Below are 20,473 nucleotides of genomic sequence, written 5' to 3' on the forward strand. Positions count from 1 at the left end.
GATTTTCAAGTTGTTATTTATTAATAAAATAATATTGGCTGTGCATTAAATCAACACAGCCGAATGTTGCTTAAATAACCGGTAGTTAAAAACGATCACTCAAAGTTTGCTTAATTTTTTGAATTGGGTTGGTTATAGGGGCTTCTTCTTCAATTTTTATTGCAATCGGTAATGAAATAATTGCTTGTAAGCCACCTGTTGTACGGTTAGAAATTGACAATTCACCCTGATGAATATCGACAATACGTTTGACAATGGCCAAGCCTAAACCACTACCTTGTACGGTTCTTGCTGAATTTCCACGAACAAAGGGCTGCATCAAGTCTTCAATTTGGTCTTCAGGAATCCCTTCACCATGATCGGCGACACAGATTTTAATATGTTCATCTTCAACAAAAGCACTCAGTTCAATCGGTTCAGCGCCATAGCGTTTCGCGTTATTAATCAAGTTTCCAATGAGTCGTTTCAGAGATAACGAACGAGCAGTCATGATCGGTAATTCATTCGGGGTAAAACGAATATCCAAAGGTTTGAATTGAATCACTAATTCTTGTAGCAAGATATTGATATTGGTCTCTTGAAGCTCCTCATCTGAACCATCTCGCATATAGGAAATGAACTGGCTTAAAATTGCATCCATATCATCTACATCATAGATGACGCCTTCTTTAAGAAAGTCATCATCCGACATCATTTCTGCGCTTAGGCGGATTCGGGTAAGTGGTGTACGTAAATCATGTGAGATTCCCGCGAGCATGATTTGACGATCTCGTTCAGTCTGTTCAAGGGTGTAGATCATATGATTAAAGGCCTGATTCACTTCACGAATTTCTTGCGGGCCGTGGTTGGTTTCTAAGTAAGGAGCTTTACCTGTTTTACTATAAGTATTGGCAGCATTTTGTAGACGGCGCAGTGGACGGTTAAGCTGCCGAACCAAGGTCAAAATAATGGCTGCTGCAATCATGGGAATACCCAATAACCAGCCTAAAATAAGTTCAGGACTATAATTGGCATAGGTTTTTAGTGGTTCACGAACCCAGTTGCCATTCATTTCAGGGGTTTGTACCCAAATCCTTGGACTCGGTTTAAATTGAAAATAGACCGTGACATCTTTCATGTTCAACTCTTTGGCAAGTTGACGTTCAATACGGTTGGTGAAAAAGTCTGCAATTATTTTATCTTTAACATTTGGATATTCTTTAGGGTCAGTGACATATTCAACTCCAACTCTTTGTTTTAACCATTGGTCAATATCGAGCTGCACTTCATCATGATAAATCTGTAAACGAGGATTATTGATCATTTCCAATTCAACAGCTAAAAATCTTGCATGTTGTTGAATTTCAGGTAAGTAGAGTGTTTTCCAAAAGAACCACAGTGACATAAACAGACTAAAAAACACCACAAATAAAACCAACACGGTGGTACGCATGGCTGCGGAACGTGGTTTGATTTTGTCTAAGAAGCGTTCCCAAGGTGTACGTTTCCTTTCTTGGTACGTTTCAAAATCTGTAAATGCTTGCGGATCTATAGGGTCTAATTTCACTGATGAATCCAGATATTTTTGAGTGTGAATTAAATATCAATATTTTAGAATTTAAGATGATTTGATTAAAAATAGCAAAGTGCTATATAAATCGTGTTTTGCTGTTCAGTATTGTATTCGTAAAATAAAATAAGCCTATCGAGATAGGCTTATATAAACTCAAATATTATTCAGCGCCATCTGGAACAAAGACATAACCCACGCCCCAAACGGTTTGAATATAGCGAGCACGAGCAGGGTTTTCTTCAATCAAACGACGTAAACGAGAGACTTGAACATCAATCGAACGTTCCATTGCACCCCATTCACGACCACGTGCAAGATTCATTAACTTATCACGGGTTAATGGTTCACGCGGGTGCTGTACCAATGCCTTTAGAACAGCAAATTCACCAGTCGTCAGCGTAACCACTTGACCTTCACGGGTTAATGTACGTGTTGAAAGATCCAGTGCCCATGGGCCAAATGAAACAACTTCTACGTTCTGACTCGGAGCACCTGGGACTTCACGGACTTGGCGACGCAAGATTGCACGAATACGTGCCAATAACTCATTTGGATTAAATGGTTTTGGTAAGTAATCATCGGCACCTGCTTCAAGACCTGCAATACGGTCAGAATCGCTACCACGCGCGGTGAGCATGATGATTGGTGTGTCAATATTCGATTGACGCAAACGACGGCAAATGCTTAAACCATCTTCTACAGGAAGCATGAAATCTAAAACAATCAGTGAAAAGAGTTCACGTTGCAGTAAACGATCCATCTGTGTTGCATCGTGTGCAGTTTTTACCACAAAACCTTTATCTTCCAAGAACCGCTGTAAAAGGGTACGCAAACGCACATCATCATCGACAACTAAAATGCGTTCGACACGGTCAGTTTCGTTTTGTACAACATCTGTATTTTCAGCAGGTACAACCAAACTCATGATGCACTCCCTTAATATTGTAAATTATATCGATCGTTAATCTCAGTATAATGCCTAAGTTCTTGTTAAGACTATGTATCAAATTGCTCAAAATTACAATTTTAAGCCTGTTTTGAAACCAAAAAACAACATGTTGAAATTATCGAGCTCATTCTATGTTTATAAATAAAAAGATATAACATTTGCAAATGAAAAATTGATGTATTTTGACAATAAGTTTTTGTTTAAGCGTATATATTCATCATTTTTTATCATTAGAAATAAAAGTGACGATCATTCACCGTTTGGAGTGATTTTTGGATCATGTCCAAATTGATGTCATTTAATCAGTTATACACGATAATTTTAAATTAAAAAGTAATAGATTAAGAAAGCAATATTGCTTTTTATTTTTAGTGAGATAAAAGGGCTGAAAGAAGTGTCAGAAAAACTATTTTACAAAGCAATCTTGCATCGAAATATCCGTAAAATCGCCTTTTACATGATAAAAATTTAAGAAAAATGATCTTTAATCATTTTTTTCACTGCTAATTTGTAAAACAATTGTGGATTTTATGGTCTTGGTCTTTATAATCACTAACTTTTAGTCCTTATCCTTGTGGAATTAAACACGATGACTGACTTAGTTCAGCAGTTGGCAAGTGAGCTTGCCGTACGTCCAAACCAAGTAGAAGCTGCCATTAAACTGATTGATGAAGGTTCTAGTGTTCCATTTATTGCACGTTACCGTAAAGAAGTAACGCAGGGCTTAGACGATACACAATTACGCCAACTTGATACACGCCTTGTTTATTTACGTGATTTGTTTGAGCGTCGTGAAAAAGTAATCGAATCTTTAAAAGAACAAAACAAGTTATCGGATGACTTACTTGCGCGAGTGAACGCTGCGGAAACAAAAAATGCATTAGAAGAACTTTATGCACCATACCGCCCGAAACGCACCAGTAAATCATTTAAAGCAAAAGAAGCAGGCTTAGGTCCAATTGCTGAAAAAATTCTCAGTGAAAATATTGATCCAACAGAAGCTTTGGCTGGTTTCAGTCACGAAGATTATGCAGATGTTGAAAGCCAGTTAGATGCGATTCAACACATCATCATTGATGAGTGGGCTCAAAATATTGGATTAACCACAGAACTGAAAACAACATTTGCCAAAACAGCAGTATTAAAAAGTTTAGTGGCTTCTGATGAGAAAAAAGAAGTAGGTAAGAAATTCCGTGACTACTTTGATTTCTCTGAAAATCTCAATAAAGTACCTTCACATCGTTTATTGGCAATGTTACGTGGCCGCCAAGAAAATGTGTTGGGTCTGAAAGTTGATGGTCAAGATGATGCGCCATTGGCTCGTGTTGAAACAGAATACAATCTTGAAACTGCTCAACCACAAACTCGCCAAGACTTCTTAAAACAAACAGCAAAACTGTTTTGGTTAGGTAAAGTTCGTCTGACGATTGAACATTCATTACTCACAGAAAAACGTCTTGCTGCCGAAGCTGAAGCAATGGATGTCTTTGCTGAAAACCTTCGTCACTTGTTGCTTTCTGCGCCTGCTGGTTCACGTTGCACATTGGGTGTCGACCCTGGTATTCGTACAGGTGTGAAATTGGCTGTTGTGAATGAATCAGGTGATGTGGTTACACATAGCACGATCTATCCATTTGCACCAAAAGAAGATAAAGAAGGTTCTATTGCTGAACTTGCTCGCTTATGCCGTGACTACAATGTCGATTTAGTTGCGATCGGGAACGGTACTGCAAGTCGTGAAACAGAAGCTGTTGTTGCAGAAATGATGACTGCAAATAGTGATCTGAAATTAACACGTGTTTCAGTATCTGAAGCAGGTGCATCCGTTTATTCAGCATCTGAATTGGCTTCTGCTGAATTGCCTGATCTTGATGTCTCTATTCGTGGCGCAGTGTCTATTGCTCGCCGTTTACAAGACCCATTAGCAGAATTGGTAAAAATTGATCCTAAGTCGATTGGTGTAGGTCAATATCAACATGATGTGAATCAAACGGGTTTGGCGAAAACACTTGAAGCAGTAGTAGAAGACTGTGTGAACTCTGTGGGTGTCGATGTGAATACGGCATCTCCTGCAATTCTGTCTTATATTGCAGGTTTGAATAAGTCGATTGCGCAGCAAATTGTTGATTATCGTAAAGAAAATGGTCGTTTTGACAATCGTCAAGCACTGAAAAATGTACCACGTTTAGGCGAGCGTACTTTTGAGCAAGCGGCAGGCTTCTTACGTATCCAAGCAGGTTCTGAGCCTTTAGATGCATCTGCTGTTCACCCTGAATCTTATGGTTTGGTGAATAAAATTGTTGAAGCAAAAGCAACGACTGTAAAAGATATTATTGGTAATACTGAGATCATTCGTCAGGTACAAGCGGAAAGTTTTGTAGATGACCAGTTTGGTCTGCCAACCATTCAAGATGTATTAAGCGAGCTTGAAAAACCGGGTCGTGATCCACGTCCTGAATTCCGTACAGCGAAGTTCCGTGAAGACATTACAGAAGTAGGTCAATTGACAGAAGGTTTACAATTGGAAGGTGTGATCACCAATGTGACTAACTTCGGTGCTTTTGTTGACGTAGGTGTGCATCAAGATGGTTTAATCCATATTTCTGAGCTTGCCAATGAGTTTGTTTCTGACCCACATAAAGTGGTAAAACCAGGTCAAATCGTTCAAGTGCGTGTTTTAACTGTAGATGCTGAACGTAATCGCGTGAACTTATCTATGCGTCCAGAAGGTTCTGAAGCACCTGCTAAAGCACCTCGCCAAAAACGTGAGTTCAATAATGAACAACGCGGTGAGCGAAAGCCACAGGGTAAACGTCCGCAGGGTGCTCGTCCAAACCATGATAAAAATCATGATAATAAAGACAAAGCGCCTCGTCATGATAAGAAGCCACAAGCAGCGAAACCACAAGAAAACAAAATTGGTGGTTTAGGTGCGTTGTTATTGCAAGCAGGGATTAAAGGTTCGAAGTAACTTTTGATTTTTAGAATTGCTAAGTAAAAGACCGCCGAAAGGCGGTTTTTTATTGTTTATTGATCTTTGAAATGTCGCAGTCCTTTTGAAAAGGACAAGGTTCTTGCGTTATTAAGTTTTCTAGCAAAGATTGAATGTTGTGTAGTTGCAGAATCTTGTTTTGAATAACACTCAGTTTATCTTTCAAAATCTCGTGGAATTGTTCAGCGGGAATCTCATGAACACGCATAAGATCTGTGATTTGTTTCACTTCAGTTAAAGTAAATCCTAAACTTTTTGCTGTTTGGATGAGTCTGAGTTGTTGAATATTCTGTTCGGAATATTCTTTATAACCATTATTTCGAATTAAGGGTTGGATAAGATCAAGTTTTTCATAAAAGCGAATCGTATCACGACTCAGGTTCAAATATTTTGATAACTCACCAATCAGCATTACATTCTCCAGTGCTATTTTTATTCAAAATGTTTGATTATTGGGGCTTGACCATAGAGCATACTCCACAGTTTAGCTTATGTATGAAACATTCAAAAGGGTATAACTTCATGCAAGATCATCAAACAATAAAGAACGTTGCTTTGGTTTTTGGTGCGACAGGATTTACAGGTCGTTTCCTGATTGCACGTTTATTACAAAATAATTTTCAGGTATTTGCAATTTGTCGAAATGTTGTAGAGCAAGCTAAAACATTACAAAATTGGTTAGAGCAAAAGAATATTGATACACAACAATTAAAATGTATACAGGGCGATGTAAGCTCTGCCGATTTAGGGCTATCCGATGAGGATTGGAAAACGCTTAAAGATGTAAATTATCTTTTTAATATGAGCGCTTTATTTACGTGGAATTTGTCCATGCAGCAAGCCCGATCGGTCAATGTTGAAGGGTTGATTAACGTATTAAACTGTGTGAATTTACATTGTCAATTAAAACGAGCATTCCATCTATCAGGTTATATGTTAACGCTAACGCAGCATTTACAAGAGGCTGGTGTGAACTTAAGGCAAATAGATCAAACGAATTGGGACAAAGTCTATAAGCGCTTAGGTGCTTATGAAGCTTCAAAAATAGAAGGTCATTTCACATGGATTAAATCTGCGGAGCAGCTGAATATCAATTGGACGGTGATTCACCCTGCAACTGTAATTGGCGAAGAAGTTTCTGGTGAAATTACAGAAAATCAGCCTATTACAGATTTAATTTCTAAAATCAAACAAGGTAAAATGGCAGCAATACCTGCAACACCACAACATTATTTACCAGTTGTTTCTTTGAATATGTTAGTGGATTCAATTGTACATGCAGTACAAGACCTAAATACGATCAATCAAGAAATCTTAATTGCTCATCCAACACAGATGTCTTTACAGCAAATGATCATAACCATGGCTGAAACATTGAATGTGAAAGCACCTACACAATTTATCCCTTTATCGATTTTAAAATTAATTTTGAAATGTAAATACTTGGCGACAAAATTAGAAATGTCTTCTGAATCGTTAAATTTTTTAAGAACGGAGAAATTATATATAAAACCATTTTTAGTTTTAAATCAAAAATGGCAAATTCCAGTCAATGATTTGGATAAAACCATCAGAAATACAACAGTTTGGGTAGATGGTAATATTCATTGATCATTTTAGGTAACACCCATCTTAATCAATGGGTGTTACCTATGGAGAGGATAAAGCTTTCAGCCGACTTTAGTTTTTAAACAAAAAGTATCCCCAATACACAATCACAGGGATAAAAAAGATCAAAAGTTGAATCTGTATTTCTTCTGCAAGCGTATAACCATGTGATAGTCCAATACACAAATTCCAGAAAACCACAGCAGCCCAAATTAAACTAAAAATAATACCTGCGATGATCTGGAATTTTTTAGGTATAAAACCCATTAAAGCTAAATCAATACAAAGACCTATAGCAATAATAATCAGCGAACGCATATGTGATTCCAGCGGTTCTATCAACATATTTTATGTTCATAGAACCGAATATTATCAAATTGAAAGGAAGGGGGATTAACGTGTGGTATAACCGCCATTGGCGAAAATGGTTTGACCTGTAATCCACCAGCCTTCAGTCACTAAAAAGCGCACTAAAGGTTCAATATCTTCAATCTTGGTTAAACCGCCGAGTGCCGTAGCGGATTTATGATAAGCCACAGCTTCAGGTGCTTCCTGACCATAGAAGAACGGTGTATCCATAGGGCCTGGTGCGACAGCAGTCACTGAAATACCACGCTCGCCAAACTCTTTAGACGCAGCACGAGTATAGTGCTCGACTGGTGCTTTTAAGCCTTCATAAGTTGAGTATAAGCCAGTATAAGCGGCTAAAAGACTGGTGACGATTGAGCAAATTTTACCGTTATTATTTAAATGCTTACCCGCAGCTTGAATAAAGAAATAAGCAATTTTATTGTTGACGTCATTCATTTCGTCAAACTCTTGTTCAGTTGTCTCAACAAAAGGTTTTTTTAATACGCGGCCTACCGTATTAATGGCAATATCTACACCACCAAATGCTTCTTTTGCTTGAATAAATAAGTTTTCAATTTCTTGTATATCAGACAGATTCGCTTGTAGAAGGACTGCTTTAGCGCCTAGACTTTGAACATCAGCAAGTGTTTTTTCAGCATCTTCTAATGTCGCAGCACTATTGTAATGAATCACAAGGTTTGCGCCATGTTCTGCAAATTTGCGGGCAATCAGACCACCCAAATTTTTTGCACCGCCTGTAATAATTGCTGTTTTACCGTTTAAAGAATGTTGAGTCATTTTTTATTTTCCAATTTATTGCTAAAAGGATTCATTGTATGAGCTATTTTTCATGTTAAATAGTGAGTAAAATTGAACAGACTGTTCGAATAAATTGAATAATAAGTATGGATAAAATTGAACGCTTAAAAATATTTTGTTTAGTTGCAGAAAAGCAATCTTTTGCCAAAGTCGCAAATCAGTTAGATCTTCCTCGTTCAAGTATTACCTATGCGGTGCAATTACTTGAAAAAGAATATGAAGTTTTGTTGTTGAATAGAACAACCAGAAAAGTGAATTTAACCAATGATGGTGTTTTATTCTATCAAGAAGTTCGACAACTGATTATTCAATCTGAAGGATTAAATAAGTTTAAGCTTCAGAACCGAGAACATACTGGACAAATCAAAATTGGCTTACCAATAAGAATGGCAACGCAATATTTAATTCCACATCTCCATGAATTTTATCAACAATATCCCAAAGTAAAAGTAATTATTCATAGTAGTGATGATTTTTCGAATTTACTTGAAGAGCGTTTGGATTGTGTTGTTCGGGTTGGCAATCTGATGGAGAATCATTTAATTGTACGGCCGATTGCCAAAGCTGATTTATATACTGTCGTTTCCAAAAAGTATTTGAATAACAATACTCAAGCGATGCATATCGATCACTTACACAATGATTATATCATCGGATATCAGTTGAAAAATACAGATTCTGGGCTAAGTGAATTGGTGTTTCAAGATCGGCAGGTCGAATTGCCTTATCAATTGGTGGTTGAGGATACCGAGAGCTATTTAAAAGCAGGTTTACAAGGTCTAGGAATATTTCAAATACCTGATTTTGATGCAATACCGTTGATGCGAGAGCAAAAATTAGTCAGAGTTTTTGAAGAAGAAAAGTGTTTAAAGCTAGATATTAATTTTTTATTCTTAGAACGTAAATATCGTCCGACGTATTTTCAGTATTTTATAGAGTGGTTGGAAAGCCTACTTAAAAATAAACTTTCCAACTTGATTTAATTCATTGATAAATTAAAAACTTACCAATGCTCACCTGGGAATAAGCGTGCATAAGCACGTTGTACGAGATTTAACTTCTGTTGCTCGCCTACAGACGCTGTAGAGCTTGGGAATAAGTTAAAACCGATTGACATCAATTTGTTATTGATTTCAGGTGCAATTGAATAAGTAATTGATGCTAAACGACCTAGATTGGTTGCAACTTTCTTCGGACGTTTCACAATTGCATAAGCAACTAAATCAGCTGCTTGTTCTGGTGAAAGTGTTGGTACGTATTTATAAATCTTGGTTGGTGCAATCATCGGAGTACGTACTAAAGGCATATAAACTGATGTAATTGCAATTTTATGTGAATGAACTTCCGCAGATAAACAACGGCTAAATGCATCTAATGCAGCTTTTGACGCAACATAAGCCGAGAAGCGAGTTGCATTGGCCAAAACACCAATCGAGCTGATGTTGATAATTTGACCGTCTTTACGCACCATCATTTGTGGTAAAACATTTAAAACCAAACGAACTGCACCGAAATAATTCAACTGCATCGTACGTTCAAAGTCATGGAAACGATCTACAGACTCATGCACAGCGCGGCGAATTGAGCGACCAGCGTTATTGATTAAAATATCGATATGATCAACAGATGCGATAATCTGTTTAGAGACTTCATCAATCGCATTCATATCATTCAAATCACAAGGGAAAATGTCAGCTTGACCACCTGCTGCGATAATATCAGCTTGAACTTCTTTTAAAGTTTCTTCTGTACGGGAAACGAGAAGTACATGTGCACCTGCTGCAGCGAGTTTTTTTGCAACCGTTAAACCAATACCACTTGATGCACCTGTAATTAGTGCAATTTTACCTTGAACTTTTGATTGAAAAAGTTGCTCTAATTTTTGATTCATAGCTGTTTCCCTAATTGACTTTAAACGAATATATGGGCTGTATTTGTTGTTTCGAGGGTGATCATGGCTTTGTATAAAAGGTGATCAGATTTATTGGGCGCAATAATATACAAAAAAAATAAAAATACTAGACTTAAGTTTATGAATTCACAAAATATTTTTAGAGTAATTGCTCTATTAATTTCCCATTTATTAAGTGATTTTTACCATATATAATGCGAAATTCAAAGCATGAATATGGTGAAATGGGTTAAAAAATAATCAAATAAATTCAATAAAGTATATCCAAATTTGTAAATAAACAGAGTCAGATCAAACTCTGTTTATAAACAAATAATGTAATATTTCTTTCGTAATTTATGAGAAAGCGAGTTCATTATACGCTTTTTTTAGCTCTTCCTTTGCATGGCTATGGCCTTGGTGGGCTGCTTGTTCAAGCCATTTTTCAGCATGGCTATAACTACGGTCTAAACCAAGTTGTCCATTTAAATAACTTAAACCCATTTTATATTGTGCTTCTTGATCTCCTCGTAAAGCCGCTCTTAGATAACACCACATTGCATTACGATTATCCACCGAGTTTGATGGCGTTTCTTGAAATGAATTTTTACTTTCAAAATCGTGTGCTTGAGATTTTTCTAAAGATGCTTCCGAAACATTTTTTTCAAATGCGTAGCGAGATGTCGAATCTCCTAAAAAACGGTTCAAAATATGCACTAACATATACAACCTCCTTGCTAATCCATTAACAAAGTAAAAGAGACAGCTAATCACTAAAATGATTAGATCTACTTAATTTAGCGCGTTTTTTAGACTTTGCAAATAACTAAATGTAAATTGTCAATTGCGATTTGTATGCTTTTTATAATATGTAGAATTGTCATGAATATTTATGGGATTTATCACATCTTTATCTTTGCCATGTTGGCGATGTAATTTTATTACATATGTTTATTTGTTATATTGATGCGGATTCAAAATTTGGGCCAAACGTGTGAAGCGTTCAGGATTTTTTATTACAGTCATATTGAGTTTATTCATGTTTCAAAGTCTTTGGAACGTGGCTGCAGCTTTTTGTGGACATGAAAACCTGAAAATCACCCCTATTCAAAATGTCCAATCACACTTTGGGCATCATGTTGCATTACATTGTGAAAGTGATGCAAGTCATAAAAAAACTGCTGTATATGCAGATAGTCAGCTAAGTACCGACTTTCTTAATAATTTTCAAGATGATCATCGTGATCATTTGCCTTCATTTGCTCATTTTATTGTGGCGGATGTACAACAACAGGCAGATCAGCCCAAATCGGTGGCTTATTTTGATTCTGCTTTTATTGACTGGGAAAATTTGTATCAGTCCCCGCATTTATTTTTGCAAAATCCCCCTCCTATATCTGCCCCGCTATAAGGTGGGGTAGCCAAAACATTGCCCACCACTCATTATTTCATTTAGTGGGGGCATTCAAATGTCTAAAAAATTATGTCGTTCCAAAGCCGGACGTGGTGCTGTGCTTAAATTATCTGTACTCAGTGGATTATGGATGGGGATATTTTCATCCTCAATTTATGCAAATACTGCACAAAATACACTGTCATTGAACCAAGCGATTCAACGCGTTGAGCAGTATCAGCAATCACAAGATGTGTGGAAAACTCAACAGCAAATTGCATCTGCGAATATAAAACAAGCAAAACTGTGGATAAATCCTGAGTTGTCCATAGAGCAATCGGGCTTTAATGCGGATCAGGAAAAAGAGTTTTCGATTGCTATTTCACAGCGCTTAGATGTGTTTGGTGAGCGAAAGGCCACTCAAAAACTGGCTCAAATCTCGAAAGATCAAACGGATTTGAAACAGAAAATTTATCAGGCGCAGCTTTCATTGGCTGTGAAATATCTATGGTCACAGTTGGCTATTTTTGAACTTGAGCGAAATATCGTTCAAGAACAGTTAAAAGTGAGCCAAGAAAACCTAAATGCAATTCAAAAGCGTTATCAGGCGGGCAATATTGCACAGGTTGACGTGGATCGTGCTCGTTTAAGTCATGCTGAAAATGGTCGCTTATATCATCAAGCAGATTTGCAGGTACAAGTTGCGACACAACAATTGTCTAATTTATGGGGAGAGTTAGATAAATCTATTGCGATCGGTTTAAGTCCTCAATCTTTATGGCCTGCGTCTACGCATCAACAGGTACAACAGTATCTTGCTGATAACTTGTTTGAAAAATCACGTCAGTTACAAGTCTTAGAAGCCAAGGCAACAGTGGATCAGTTAAAAGCTTCAGCACGTCCCAATCCGACAGTGAATGTTGGAATGAATCGAACTCAATCACCTGAAACATCGACAGAAAATACATTGGTCGTGGGTGTCTCTATTCCGTTAAATATTTTTAATCGTCAGCAATATGGTGTGGGGATTGCGCAAGCCAAGCAGGATTTATTGGCTAAACAGCAGTCGTTTTATATCAAGCAAAATGCGTTACAAATAGGCGCATTATTAACTGAATTGCAGGGTTTGGAGGTGCAATTTAACGCGCTTGAGCAAACTCAACTACCGCTTGCAACGCAGGTACAACATAAAACTTTGCAGGGGTTTAGTGCAGGCAAATTTGCAGTGACTGATGTACAGCAAGCGACTTTGCAATTGCAGGATGTGCGTATGCGCAAAGTACAACTTTTAAAAGAGGCTTGGCAACGTGCCATTGAAGCAGAGAGTTTAAGTTTAGGCATTGAGCCAAGTCAGGTCATGGCGAAGGATGCAGTTGCACAGATCAATCAAAGTTTATGGCAAGAGACACAGGCTTTACCAGTCCTTGGCGGGGGGAATTAATATGCGAAATTTACAAAAAAAACTGAATATCCAAACTGGTAAAGTTTCTCAAAAGTTATTGATCATTATTGTATTAATCAGCACTGCCTTACTGGCGATAGGCTTGTTTATTTCAGGTAAAGATCAACCTGCCAAAGAAGATGGACATGGACTTGCTGAAACAGCAGAGCATGCGCATGAAGAAGGTGAAGCCAGTGGAAAAGAAGAGCATGCTGAAGGTGAGGAGGAACACGCCGAAACCATTACCTTGACTGCTCAGCAAATCACGGAACAAGGTGTTCAGTTAGCAAAAGCTGAAATGGGTGTGGTGCCCCAATCTGCGTCATACCCTGCGAAAGTTACGGTAAATACAGATCGCCAAGCGCATGTGTCACCTGCATTTAGTGGTCATGTCGAGGCTGTAAATGTAGAGCTAGGTCAACCTGTGAAAAAGGGGCAGGCTTTAGCCACGTTACTTGTCCCTGATTTGGTTGATCAACAAGCCAATTTGCACATTGTCCAAACCAATTTGGAACTCGCTCGACAAGACTATGAGCGTGAACGCCAATTGTGGTCGCAAGGTATTTCAGCGAAGCAGGACTATCAACGTGCTTACAATGCATATAAGCAAGCGCAGATTCAACTACAGGCAGCAAAGTCTCGCTTATCTGCTTTTGGTGCTGTATCTGGTTCCAACGGTCGCTATGTATTAACTGCGCCCATTTCAGGGGTAATTAGCAAAAAAGATTTGGTGGTCGGTGAGAATGTTCAACTTGCCGATCAGCTTTTTATCATCGATCAATTGGATCAGTTATGGCTTGAGTTTATTGCGCCAAATGCAGAGTTTGCCGCACTTGCAGCCAACCAGAAGATCGAATTCAAATCCTTACAAACGGGCAATATTTTCACAGCACAAGTGCAAAGTTTAAACAGTGAAGCCGATGCACAAACAGGCCGTTTACAAGTACGTGCCAAAGTCTTATCAAATGCAGCTGAGTTACGTCCAAACCTTATGGTGAATGTCCAGCTTCAACAAGCAGGTTCAACTCAAGCGCTTCGTGTTTTAAAAAGTGCGATTCAAAAGGTTGAAGGGAAGGATGTAGTTTTTGTTGCATCTGAACATGATCAAAAAATTGAATTTAAAGCACAAACTGTGGTTTTAGGGCAAAGCTCTGGTGATGGACAATGGATTGAAATTCAGTCCGGTTTAACCCAAGAGCAGCAATATGCAGCACAAGGCAGCTTTTTGTTGAAGTCTGAATTAGAAAAGGGAGAAGCGAGTCATGAGCACTAATGATTCTCCAAGTTCTGAATCAAATCTGCATTCAAACTCAAACGTCCATTTAAATTCAGATACCCGTGCTGATTTAGATGTGAGATTGCCTAAACCCGAAGGTTTATTTGATCGGCTGATTCAATTCTCTATTCAAAATGCAATCTGGGTGATGCTGTTTATTGTCGCTTGGATTGCTGTAGGTATTTACAGTTATCAAAAACTTCCCATCGATGCTGTGCCTGATATTACCAATACTCAAGTGCAGATTAATACGCAGGCAGCAGGTTTTACTGCTTTAGAAATCGAGCAGCGGATTACCTATCCCATTGAAAATTCGATGGCGGGTTTACCAAAGTTAGAGCAAACTCGTTCTATTTCTCGCTATGGCTTATCACAAGTCACCATTATTTTTAAAGATGGTACAGATATTTATTGGGCGAGACAGCAGATCAATCAGCGCTTGCAGGAAGCACAGGCTGAATTACCCAATAGCATTACACCGACCATGTCACCTGTTTCGACAGGCTTGGGCGAAATTTATCAATGGGTCATTAAAGCTGAACTGAATGCGAAAAAAGCAGATGGTACTTCCTATACGGAGATGGATTTACGTGAAATCCAAGATTGGATTGTGCGTCCACAATTACAACGTGTTGCAGGCGTAGCGGAAGTCAACTCAATTGGTGGTTTTAACAAAACCTACGTGGTCACGCCTGATCTGAATCGGTTGCAACAGTTACAGATTCCTGTGACTGATTTACAAACGGCTTTAACTGAAAATAATGAAAACCGTGGTGCAGGCTTCATTGAAAATAACGGTCAGCAAATGACGGTACGTGTACCAGGAACACTGAACAGTATTGAAGATATTCAAAATGTCAGTATTGCACACAAAAATGGTTTCCCGATCCGTGTTGCTGATGTTGCTACAGTATCGATTGGACATGATTTGCGGACTGGTGGTGCAACCTATAATGGCGAGGAAGCTGTTTTAGGTATCGCCATGATGATGATGGGTGAAAATAGCCGAACTGTGGCCAAAGCAGTCGATGCGAAAGTCAAAGAAGTTCAGCAATCTTTGCCAAAAGGTGTGGTGATAGAAACCGTTTATGACCGTACAGATCTCGTCGAACGGGCAATTCAAACCGTACAGAAAAACCTTGTTGAAGGTGCGATTCTGGTTATTGTGATTCTCTTTCTATTCTTAGGAAACTTTAGAGCTGCGTTGATTACCGCTTGTGTCATTCCTTTGTCGATGCTCTTTACATTAGCGGGTATGGCTGAGCAAAAAATCAGTGCCAATCTGATGAGTTTGGGGGCTTTAGACTTCGGTATTATTGTTGATGGTGCAGTGGTGATTGTCGAAAATTGTATTCGACGCTTGGCTGAAGCACAGCATGCCAAAGGGCGTTTATTGACCAAAAATGAACGCTTTAAAGAAGTTTTTCTTGCAGCTCGACAGGCACGTCGTCCGTTGATTTTTGGTCAATTAATCATCCTCGTCGTGTATCTGCCTATTTTTGCTTTATCAGGTGTAGAAGCAAAATTGTTCCATCCTATGGCGATGACGGTGGTATTGGCATTACTTGGTGCCATTATTCTTTCAGTGACTTTTGTTCCCGCTGCCGTGGCTTTATTCGTCAAAGGCGAGGTGAAAGAAACGGAAAGCCGTTGGATGCTGTGGTTAAAGCAAAAATATGAGAAATTACTCAATACCGCTTATGATTTTAAATTCTTCGTGGTTACTTTTGCAGTTTGCATTCTCATTTTAACAGGTGTACTGGCCACTAAGATTGGCAGTGAGTTCGCACCGACTTTAAGTGAAGGTGATTTCGCTGTTCAGCAAATGCGTTCACCAAGTACGGGCTTAGAACAGTCTTTACGTATGCAGGAAAATACGGAAAAGTTACTCTTAAAAACATTTCCAGAAATCAAAGCCATATTCGCCCGTACTGGAACTGCGGAAGTCGCAACCGATGTGATGCCACCGAATATTTCTGATGCTGTGGTATTACTCAAGCCACAAGAACAATGGCCTAATCCCCAAGAAAGTACCGATGAATTACGTCAACGAATGATTGCTTTTTTAGGGACATTGCCTGGAAATAATAGTGAATTTTCTCAACCGATTGAATTACGATTTAATGAACTGATTTCAGGTGTCCGTAGTGATGTTGGGGTAAAAATCTTCGGTGATGATATGGAGGTTTTAAACCAGCAAGCCAACCGTATTGCACAGCAAATCAAAACCATTTCAGGTGCTACCGCAGTCAATGTTGAACAAACGTCTGGCTTACCGCTGATCAATGTAGAGGTGAATAAAGCTGTTGCAGCGCAATATGGATTATCTGTAAAAGCCATTCAGGACTTGGTTGCAACCAGTGTCGGTGGGCAAAATGTAGGGCAGATTTTACAAGGTGACCGTCGTTTTGACTTCGTGATCCGCTTAGATGATGCGCAACGCACACCTGAACATTTGGCTGTATTGCCAATACAAACGCCGAATGGTGGTCTAATTCAGCTTCAAGATGTCGCCAAGGTTGAAAATATTCTCGGGATTAATCAGGTGAGTCGTGAGGATGGTAAACGCCGTGTGGTGGTTACTGTCAATGTCGAGGGGCGTGATTTAGGTTCATTCGTCACGGAATTACAAAATAAGCTTGCTAAACAAGACATGCCAGCAGGATATTGGCTGGATTACGGTGGGCAATTCGAAAATCTAACTTCTGCAAAAGCCAGAATGCAGTTAGTCGTCCCTTTGGCTTTGATCACAATCTTTATTTTACTGATGGCTGTTTTCCATAACTTTAAGGAAAGTTTATTGGTCTTTACAGGTGTGCCTTTTGCATTGTGTGGAGGCTTGGTCGCATTGTGGTTGCGTGATATTCCATTGTCGATGTCTGCGGGGGTTGGTTTTATTGCCTTGTCAGGTGTGGCAGTTTTAAATGGTTTGGTGATGCTGACCTTTATTAAAGAACTACGTCAACAAATGGGTATTTATCAAGCGACATGGCAAGGCGCGATCCTGCGTTTAAGACCTGTGTTGATGACTGCATGTGTTGCTTCATTAGGCTTTATTCCCATGGCTCTTGCGACGGGAACAGGGGCTGAAGTACAACGTCCTTTGGCGACTGTGGTTATTGGAGGAATTGTCTCATCAACATTGTTAACTTTGCTGATTTTGCCAGTGATTTATCGTTGGATGAATGAAGGAAATAAGATGAGTAAAGAGACATTTTAATGTGAATGGTGATTTAGGGTTGAGGACAGCATCTACCTAAACTCTAGAATAGCTTACACTTTCGAAGTGTGATGTATTGGTGTATAGAAGCTTCCTCGCTTGCTTTAAAAGACAGTGAGGAAGCAACTTCTGTAAGCTAGATTTGAATAGATAGATGGTTATGAATCTACAAAGCATGATTCAAAGCATCAGTCTTATTATTGTGTTGAAACAGGTAAAACCCCCAAACTAATAATGGTGTAGTACTGATTCACAGGTTTTGTTGTGGCATCGATCGTTTCACTGACTTCAATTAAATATTGACCTGAATGAGGAAAATTTAAAGTCGCTGAGCCATCTGAATTGACTGCAACTTTTTGAGCTTGTTTGTCTGTTTGACCTTGAGCTCGAACTAAAAGTGCAGCATTTTTCAGTATTTGACCTGATTTTTTAATGATGATTTGCACTGGTTGTTGCGCATAAATGCTATTGGGATGGGTTTTAAACTCAACTTGAATTGGTGAAGTAGTGATGCTGTGTACTGGAGAAGTTTTCTCTTTAGATACGAAACTTTGAATAGACCACTCACGGGTAATTTCTACAGGTGTTGGGGCTTTTTTAAAGTCGGATGGAATGACGTAGTCACGTTCACTGATGGGTGAGGATTTATCCGCTGGCATGTCAAACAACATTTTCCATTGTTTATTGTGTTGAACATATTTTAATGGGTAAGAGGTTTGAGCCGAAATCTGATAAGTACCTTGATCTTTTAGTGTTAAATCAAAAATTGTTGCTGTTTTTGCATTTTCTGAGGTTTGAATTTCAGATTTGCTATTGTCTGGCTGGATAATTGTGAAAGATATTTTACCGAGTGCATGCTCGGCATTTAAAGCTTCTTCTGCATAACCACCGATGATAGGAATTTGTGTATTCGATGTGATATAGCCTAATGGTGCAACATAGGGTTCATGTGCTTGTGCGATAGAGCAAAAAAGTGAGCTAAGCACAATGCTAGGAATGATATATTTTTTCATGTGAAATAGTCCTATAAGTGTAAAACGATTATTTAGACAAGAGCTCATTGGTTGGAGAGTATATATGAGAATATTATTGTTTGATAATAATTATCATTATTGTTTTTAATGTTTGAATTTAAATGATCATCAAAATAAACAACTCAAAAGAGGTATGTCATGGGTGAGCACGCAGGGCATGATCATAATCATGCAGTTGTTACAGAAGGGAATGCCAAAAAGCTAACTTTTGCACTGGCGCTAACAACAGCATTTTTAATCATTGAAGTCATCGCTGGGTTTATGACACAGAGTTTGGCTTTGTTATCAGATGCAGCACATATGTTTACAGATGCTGCAGCGCTTGCTATTGCTTTGGTGGCAATCAAAATTGGTAAATTACCTGCCGATGATAAACGAACTTTTGGTTATCAGCGGTTTGAGATTTTGGCAGCGTTGTTTAATGCCTGTATGTTATTCATGGTTGCCATTTATATTTTATTCGAAGCCTATCAGCGTTTTAGTCATCCTCCTGAAATTCAAAGTATGGGCATGATGATTGTTGCAGTCATTGGATTGGTCATTAACTTGATTTCAATGAAAATTCTATTCTCAAGCTCACAAGAAAGCCTGAATGTAAAAGGGGCTTATTTGGAAGTATTGAGTGATGCGGTTGGTTCGATCGGTGTGATTATCGGGGCTGCAATCATTTATTTCACAGGATGGATGTGGGTTGATACGGTGATCGCTGTTTTAATCGGGTTTTGGGTTCTACCCCGAACTTGGATTTTATTGAAGCAAAGTATCAATATTTTATTGGAAGGTGTGCCTGAAGAAATTGATATAGAAAAACTCCGTAATGATTTATTAACAGTGAATGGTGTTGAAAGTATCCACCAATTAAAAGTTTGGGCGATTACTTCTAAAAACATACATTTAACGGTGCATTTATTTGCACCTACTGCAGATCGTAATCAAGTATATCAAGATGCGATTGAAGTATTGAGCCATGAACATGGTATTACTGAAATGACGTTGCAGATTGAGGACGATGAGTGCATGGTGTATTCACACGAATCGAAGGAGCATGACGATCACGATCACGATCACGATCACGATCACGATCACGATCACGATCACGATGAGAAGAAGAATTCATGATAAAAAGAGATAAACAAAAACAGCACCTGATGAGCTGGTGCTGTTGGATTTGGCTTGGCCTATTTTAGCAAGCATTTAGAAAATTAAATTTTCCATTGGTGATTGCAATCACGACATTTCCATTCTTTATTGGCTTGCATAAAAGATTGCATAGAAATTTTAAAATCAGGTAGGTCACGCCAAAACAATAAACCTGCGATTACCGTTGCAATAAACACAACCACAGTCGCGATTTGTAAAGTTTGTCCTGCACCATTGCCGAAAAGCCACATCGCAATACTAATCACAACCAATAACAGTAGAATAAAAAGCAAAGGGATTAAAAATACAAGGCTCTTTGGCACAACTGGGCGTGCGGCAGGTTCACTTGCACTTGTAACAGGAATGATTTTCCGGCTTTGGCATTTTGGACATTGGTATTGCATGGTTGCTCCATATTTTTAATCTGCCTGCTATTTTAATCGTAATTAAGCAGAATGCAAAAGTTGTAAAGAATGGGGGAAGTGAGTGCAGAAAAATGGATACAGAAAAATCATGCCAACAAATATGCGTATGCAGAAAATCTAGACAATAAAAAACCCAAGTCATTTTGCTTGGGTTTTTCATAAGATGTCGCCATCTTGAATATGGCGTCCCTACGGGGATTCGAACCCCGGTTACCGCCGTGAAAGGGCGATGTCCTAGGCCTCTAGACGATAGGGACAAGTGAGGCAACACAACAGAGGATTTTAAAGTGGTGGAGCCAAGCAGGATCGAACTGCTGACCTCTACAATGCCATTGTAGCGCTCTACCAACTGAGCTATGACCCCAGTCTGTGTGAGCGCAAT

17 protein-coding genes and 2 tRNA genes are annotated in these 20,473 nt (G+C 38.7%); 8 read left to right on the forward strand and 11 right to left on the reverse strand.

The window, feature by feature from the left end:
• Window positions 1-85 precede the first annotated feature (85 nt).
• Complete coding sequence (locus tag ACY45D_RS01545; protein WP_463108158.1) at window positions 86-1,546, reverse strand: ATP-binding protein; 1,461 nt, start codon at window positions 1,544-1,546, stop codon at window positions 86-88.
• Window positions 1,547-1,712: 166 nt separating this feature from the next.
• Window positions 1,713-2,477, reverse strand: a complete 765-nt coding sequence (ompR, locus tag ACY45D_RS01550; RefSeq protein ID WP_463108159.1) for an osmolarity response regulator transcription factor OmpR — start codon at window positions 2,475-2,477, stop codon at window positions 1,713-1,715.
• 613 nt (window positions 2,478-3,090) lie between these two features.
• Here ompR and ACY45D_RS01555 point away from each other — a divergent pair.
• Window positions 3,091-5,472, forward strand: coding sequence for a Tex family protein (locus ACY45D_RS01555; protein WP_463108160.1), 2,382 nt, complete (start codon window positions 3,091-3,093; stop codon window positions 5,470-5,472).
• 49 nt (window positions 5,473-5,521) lie between these two features.
• Here ACY45D_RS01555 and ACY45D_RS01560 read toward each other — a convergent pair whose 3' ends face one another.
• Window positions 5,522-5,905, reverse strand: a complete 384-nt coding sequence (locus ACY45D_RS01560; protein ID WP_463108161.1) for a MerR family transcriptional regulator — start codon at window positions 5,903-5,905, stop codon at window positions 5,522-5,524.
• Window positions 5,906-6,015: 110 nt separating this feature from the next.
• Between ACY45D_RS01560 and ACY45D_RS01565 the strand changes: the two genes are divergently transcribed.
• Complete coding sequence (locus tag ACY45D_RS01565; protein ID WP_463108162.1) at window positions 6,016-7,104, forward strand: SDR family oxidoreductase; 1,089 nt, start codon at window positions 6,016-6,018, stop codon at window positions 7,102-7,104.
• A gap of 69 nt (window positions 7,105-7,173) precedes the next feature.
• Here the strand turns inward: ACY45D_RS01565 and ACY45D_RS01570 are convergent, their stop codons facing one another.
• Together ACY45D_RS01570 and ACY45D_RS01575 are read right to left on the reverse strand one after the other, a co-directional pair.
• Window positions 7,174-7,419, reverse strand: coding sequence for a hypothetical protein (locus ACY45D_RS01570; protein WP_463108163.1), 246 nt, complete (start codon window positions 7,417-7,419; stop codon window positions 7,174-7,176).
• Window positions 7,420-7,494: 75 nt separating this feature from the next.
• Window positions 7,495-8,250, reverse strand: a complete 756-nt coding sequence (locus ACY45D_RS01575; RefSeq protein WP_463108164.1) for an SDR family oxidoreductase — start codon at window positions 8,248-8,250, stop codon at window positions 7,495-7,497.
• A gap of 107 nt (window positions 8,251-8,357) precedes the next feature.
• On the opposite strand from ACY45D_RS01575, the gene ACY45D_RS01580 reads away from it, so the two are divergent.
• On the forward strand, window positions 8,358-9,254 hold the full coding sequence (locus ACY45D_RS01580; protein WP_463108165.1) for a LysR substrate-binding domain-containing protein: 897 nt from the start codon (window positions 8,358-8,360) through the stop codon (window positions 9,252-9,254).
• 20 nt (window positions 9,255-9,274) lie between these two features.
• On the opposite strand, the gene ACY45D_RS01585 is transcribed toward ACY45D_RS01580, so the two are convergent.
• On the reverse strand, window positions 9,275-10,162 hold the full coding sequence (locus ACY45D_RS01585) for an SDR family NAD(P)-dependent oxidoreductase (RefSeq protein ID WP_463108166.1): 888 nt from the start codon (window positions 10,160-10,162) through the stop codon (window positions 9,275-9,277).
• Between the two features lie 357 nt (window positions 10,163-10,519).
• The gene (locus ACY45D_RS01590) at window positions 10,520-10,885 is read right to left on the reverse strand and encodes a hypothetical protein (protein ID WP_463108167.1); all 366 of its coding nucleotides are present in this window, start codon (window positions 10,883-10,885) and stop codon (window positions 10,520-10,522) included.
• Between the two features lie 271 nt (window positions 10,886-11,156).
• On the opposite strand from ACY45D_RS01590, the gene ACY45D_RS01595 reads away from it, so the two are divergent.
• From ACY45D_RS01595 to ACY45D_RS01610, 4 genes are read left to right on the forward strand one after another with little or no spacing between them, the layout of a single operon-like run.
• A complete protein-coding gene (locus ACY45D_RS01595; protein ID WP_463108168.1) occupies window positions 11,157-11,573 on the forward strand; it encodes a cation efflux protein, CzcI-like in 417 nt (138 codons plus the stop codon).
• 58 nt (window positions 11,574-11,631) lie between these two features.
• The gene (locus ACY45D_RS01600; protein WP_463108169.1) at window positions 11,632-12,996 is read left to right on the forward strand and encodes a TolC family protein; all 1,365 of its coding nucleotides are present in this window, start codon (window positions 11,632-11,634) and stop codon (window positions 12,994-12,996) included.
• A 1-nt stretch (window position 12,997) separates the two neighbouring features.
• Window positions 12,998-14,269, forward strand: a complete 1,272-nt coding sequence (locus tag ACY45D_RS01605) for an efflux RND transporter periplasmic adaptor subunit (protein WP_463108170.1) — start codon at window positions 12,998-13,000, stop codon at window positions 14,267-14,269.
• Window positions 14,259-17,492: an efflux RND transporter permease subunit gene (locus ACY45D_RS01610; RefSeq protein WP_463108171.1), complete on the forward strand. Its 3,234-nt coding sequence runs from the start codon at window positions 14,259-14,261 to the stop codon at window positions 17,490-17,492. Before ACY45D_RS01605 ends, ACY45D_RS01610 begins: the two co-directional genes overlap by 11 nt.
• A gap of 197 nt (window positions 17,493-17,689) precedes the next feature.
• Here ACY45D_RS01610 and ACY45D_RS01615 read toward each other — a convergent pair whose 3' ends face one another.
• Complete coding sequence (locus tag ACY45D_RS01615; protein ID WP_463108172.1) at window positions 17,690-18,505, reverse strand: DUF4198 domain-containing protein; 816 nt, start codon at window positions 18,503-18,505, stop codon at window positions 17,690-17,692.
• A 159-nt stretch (window positions 18,506-18,664) separates the two neighbouring features.
• On the opposite strand from ACY45D_RS01615, the gene ACY45D_RS01620 reads away from it, so the two are divergent.
• Window positions 18,665-19,645 carry a cation diffusion facilitator family transporter gene (locus ACY45D_RS01620; protein WP_463108173.1) on the forward strand — a complete coding sequence of 327 codons (981 nt, stop codon included), beginning with the start codon at window positions 18,665-18,667 and terminating at the stop codon, window positions 19,643-19,645.
• Between the two features lie 83 nt (window positions 19,646-19,728).
• Here the strand turns inward: ACY45D_RS01620 and ACY45D_RS01625 are convergent, their stop codons facing one another.
• The 3 genes from ACY45D_RS01625 to ACY45D_RS01635 form a co-directional block, all read right to left on the reverse strand.
• Window positions 19,729-20,070, reverse strand: coding sequence for a hypothetical protein (locus tag ACY45D_RS01625; protein WP_463108174.1), 342 nt, complete (start codon window positions 20,068-20,070; stop codon window positions 19,729-19,731).
• 202 nt (window positions 20,071-20,272) lie between these two features.
• A tRNA-Glu gene (locus tag ACY45D_RS01630) sits at window positions 20,273-20,348 on the reverse strand.
• A 31-nt stretch (window positions 20,349-20,379) separates the two neighbouring features.
• Window positions 20,380-20,455, reverse strand: a tRNA-Ala gene (locus tag ACY45D_RS01635).
• Window positions 20,456-20,473: the final 18 nt, after the last annotated feature.

The organism is Acinetobacter sp. BZX-2 (assembly GCF_055179795.1).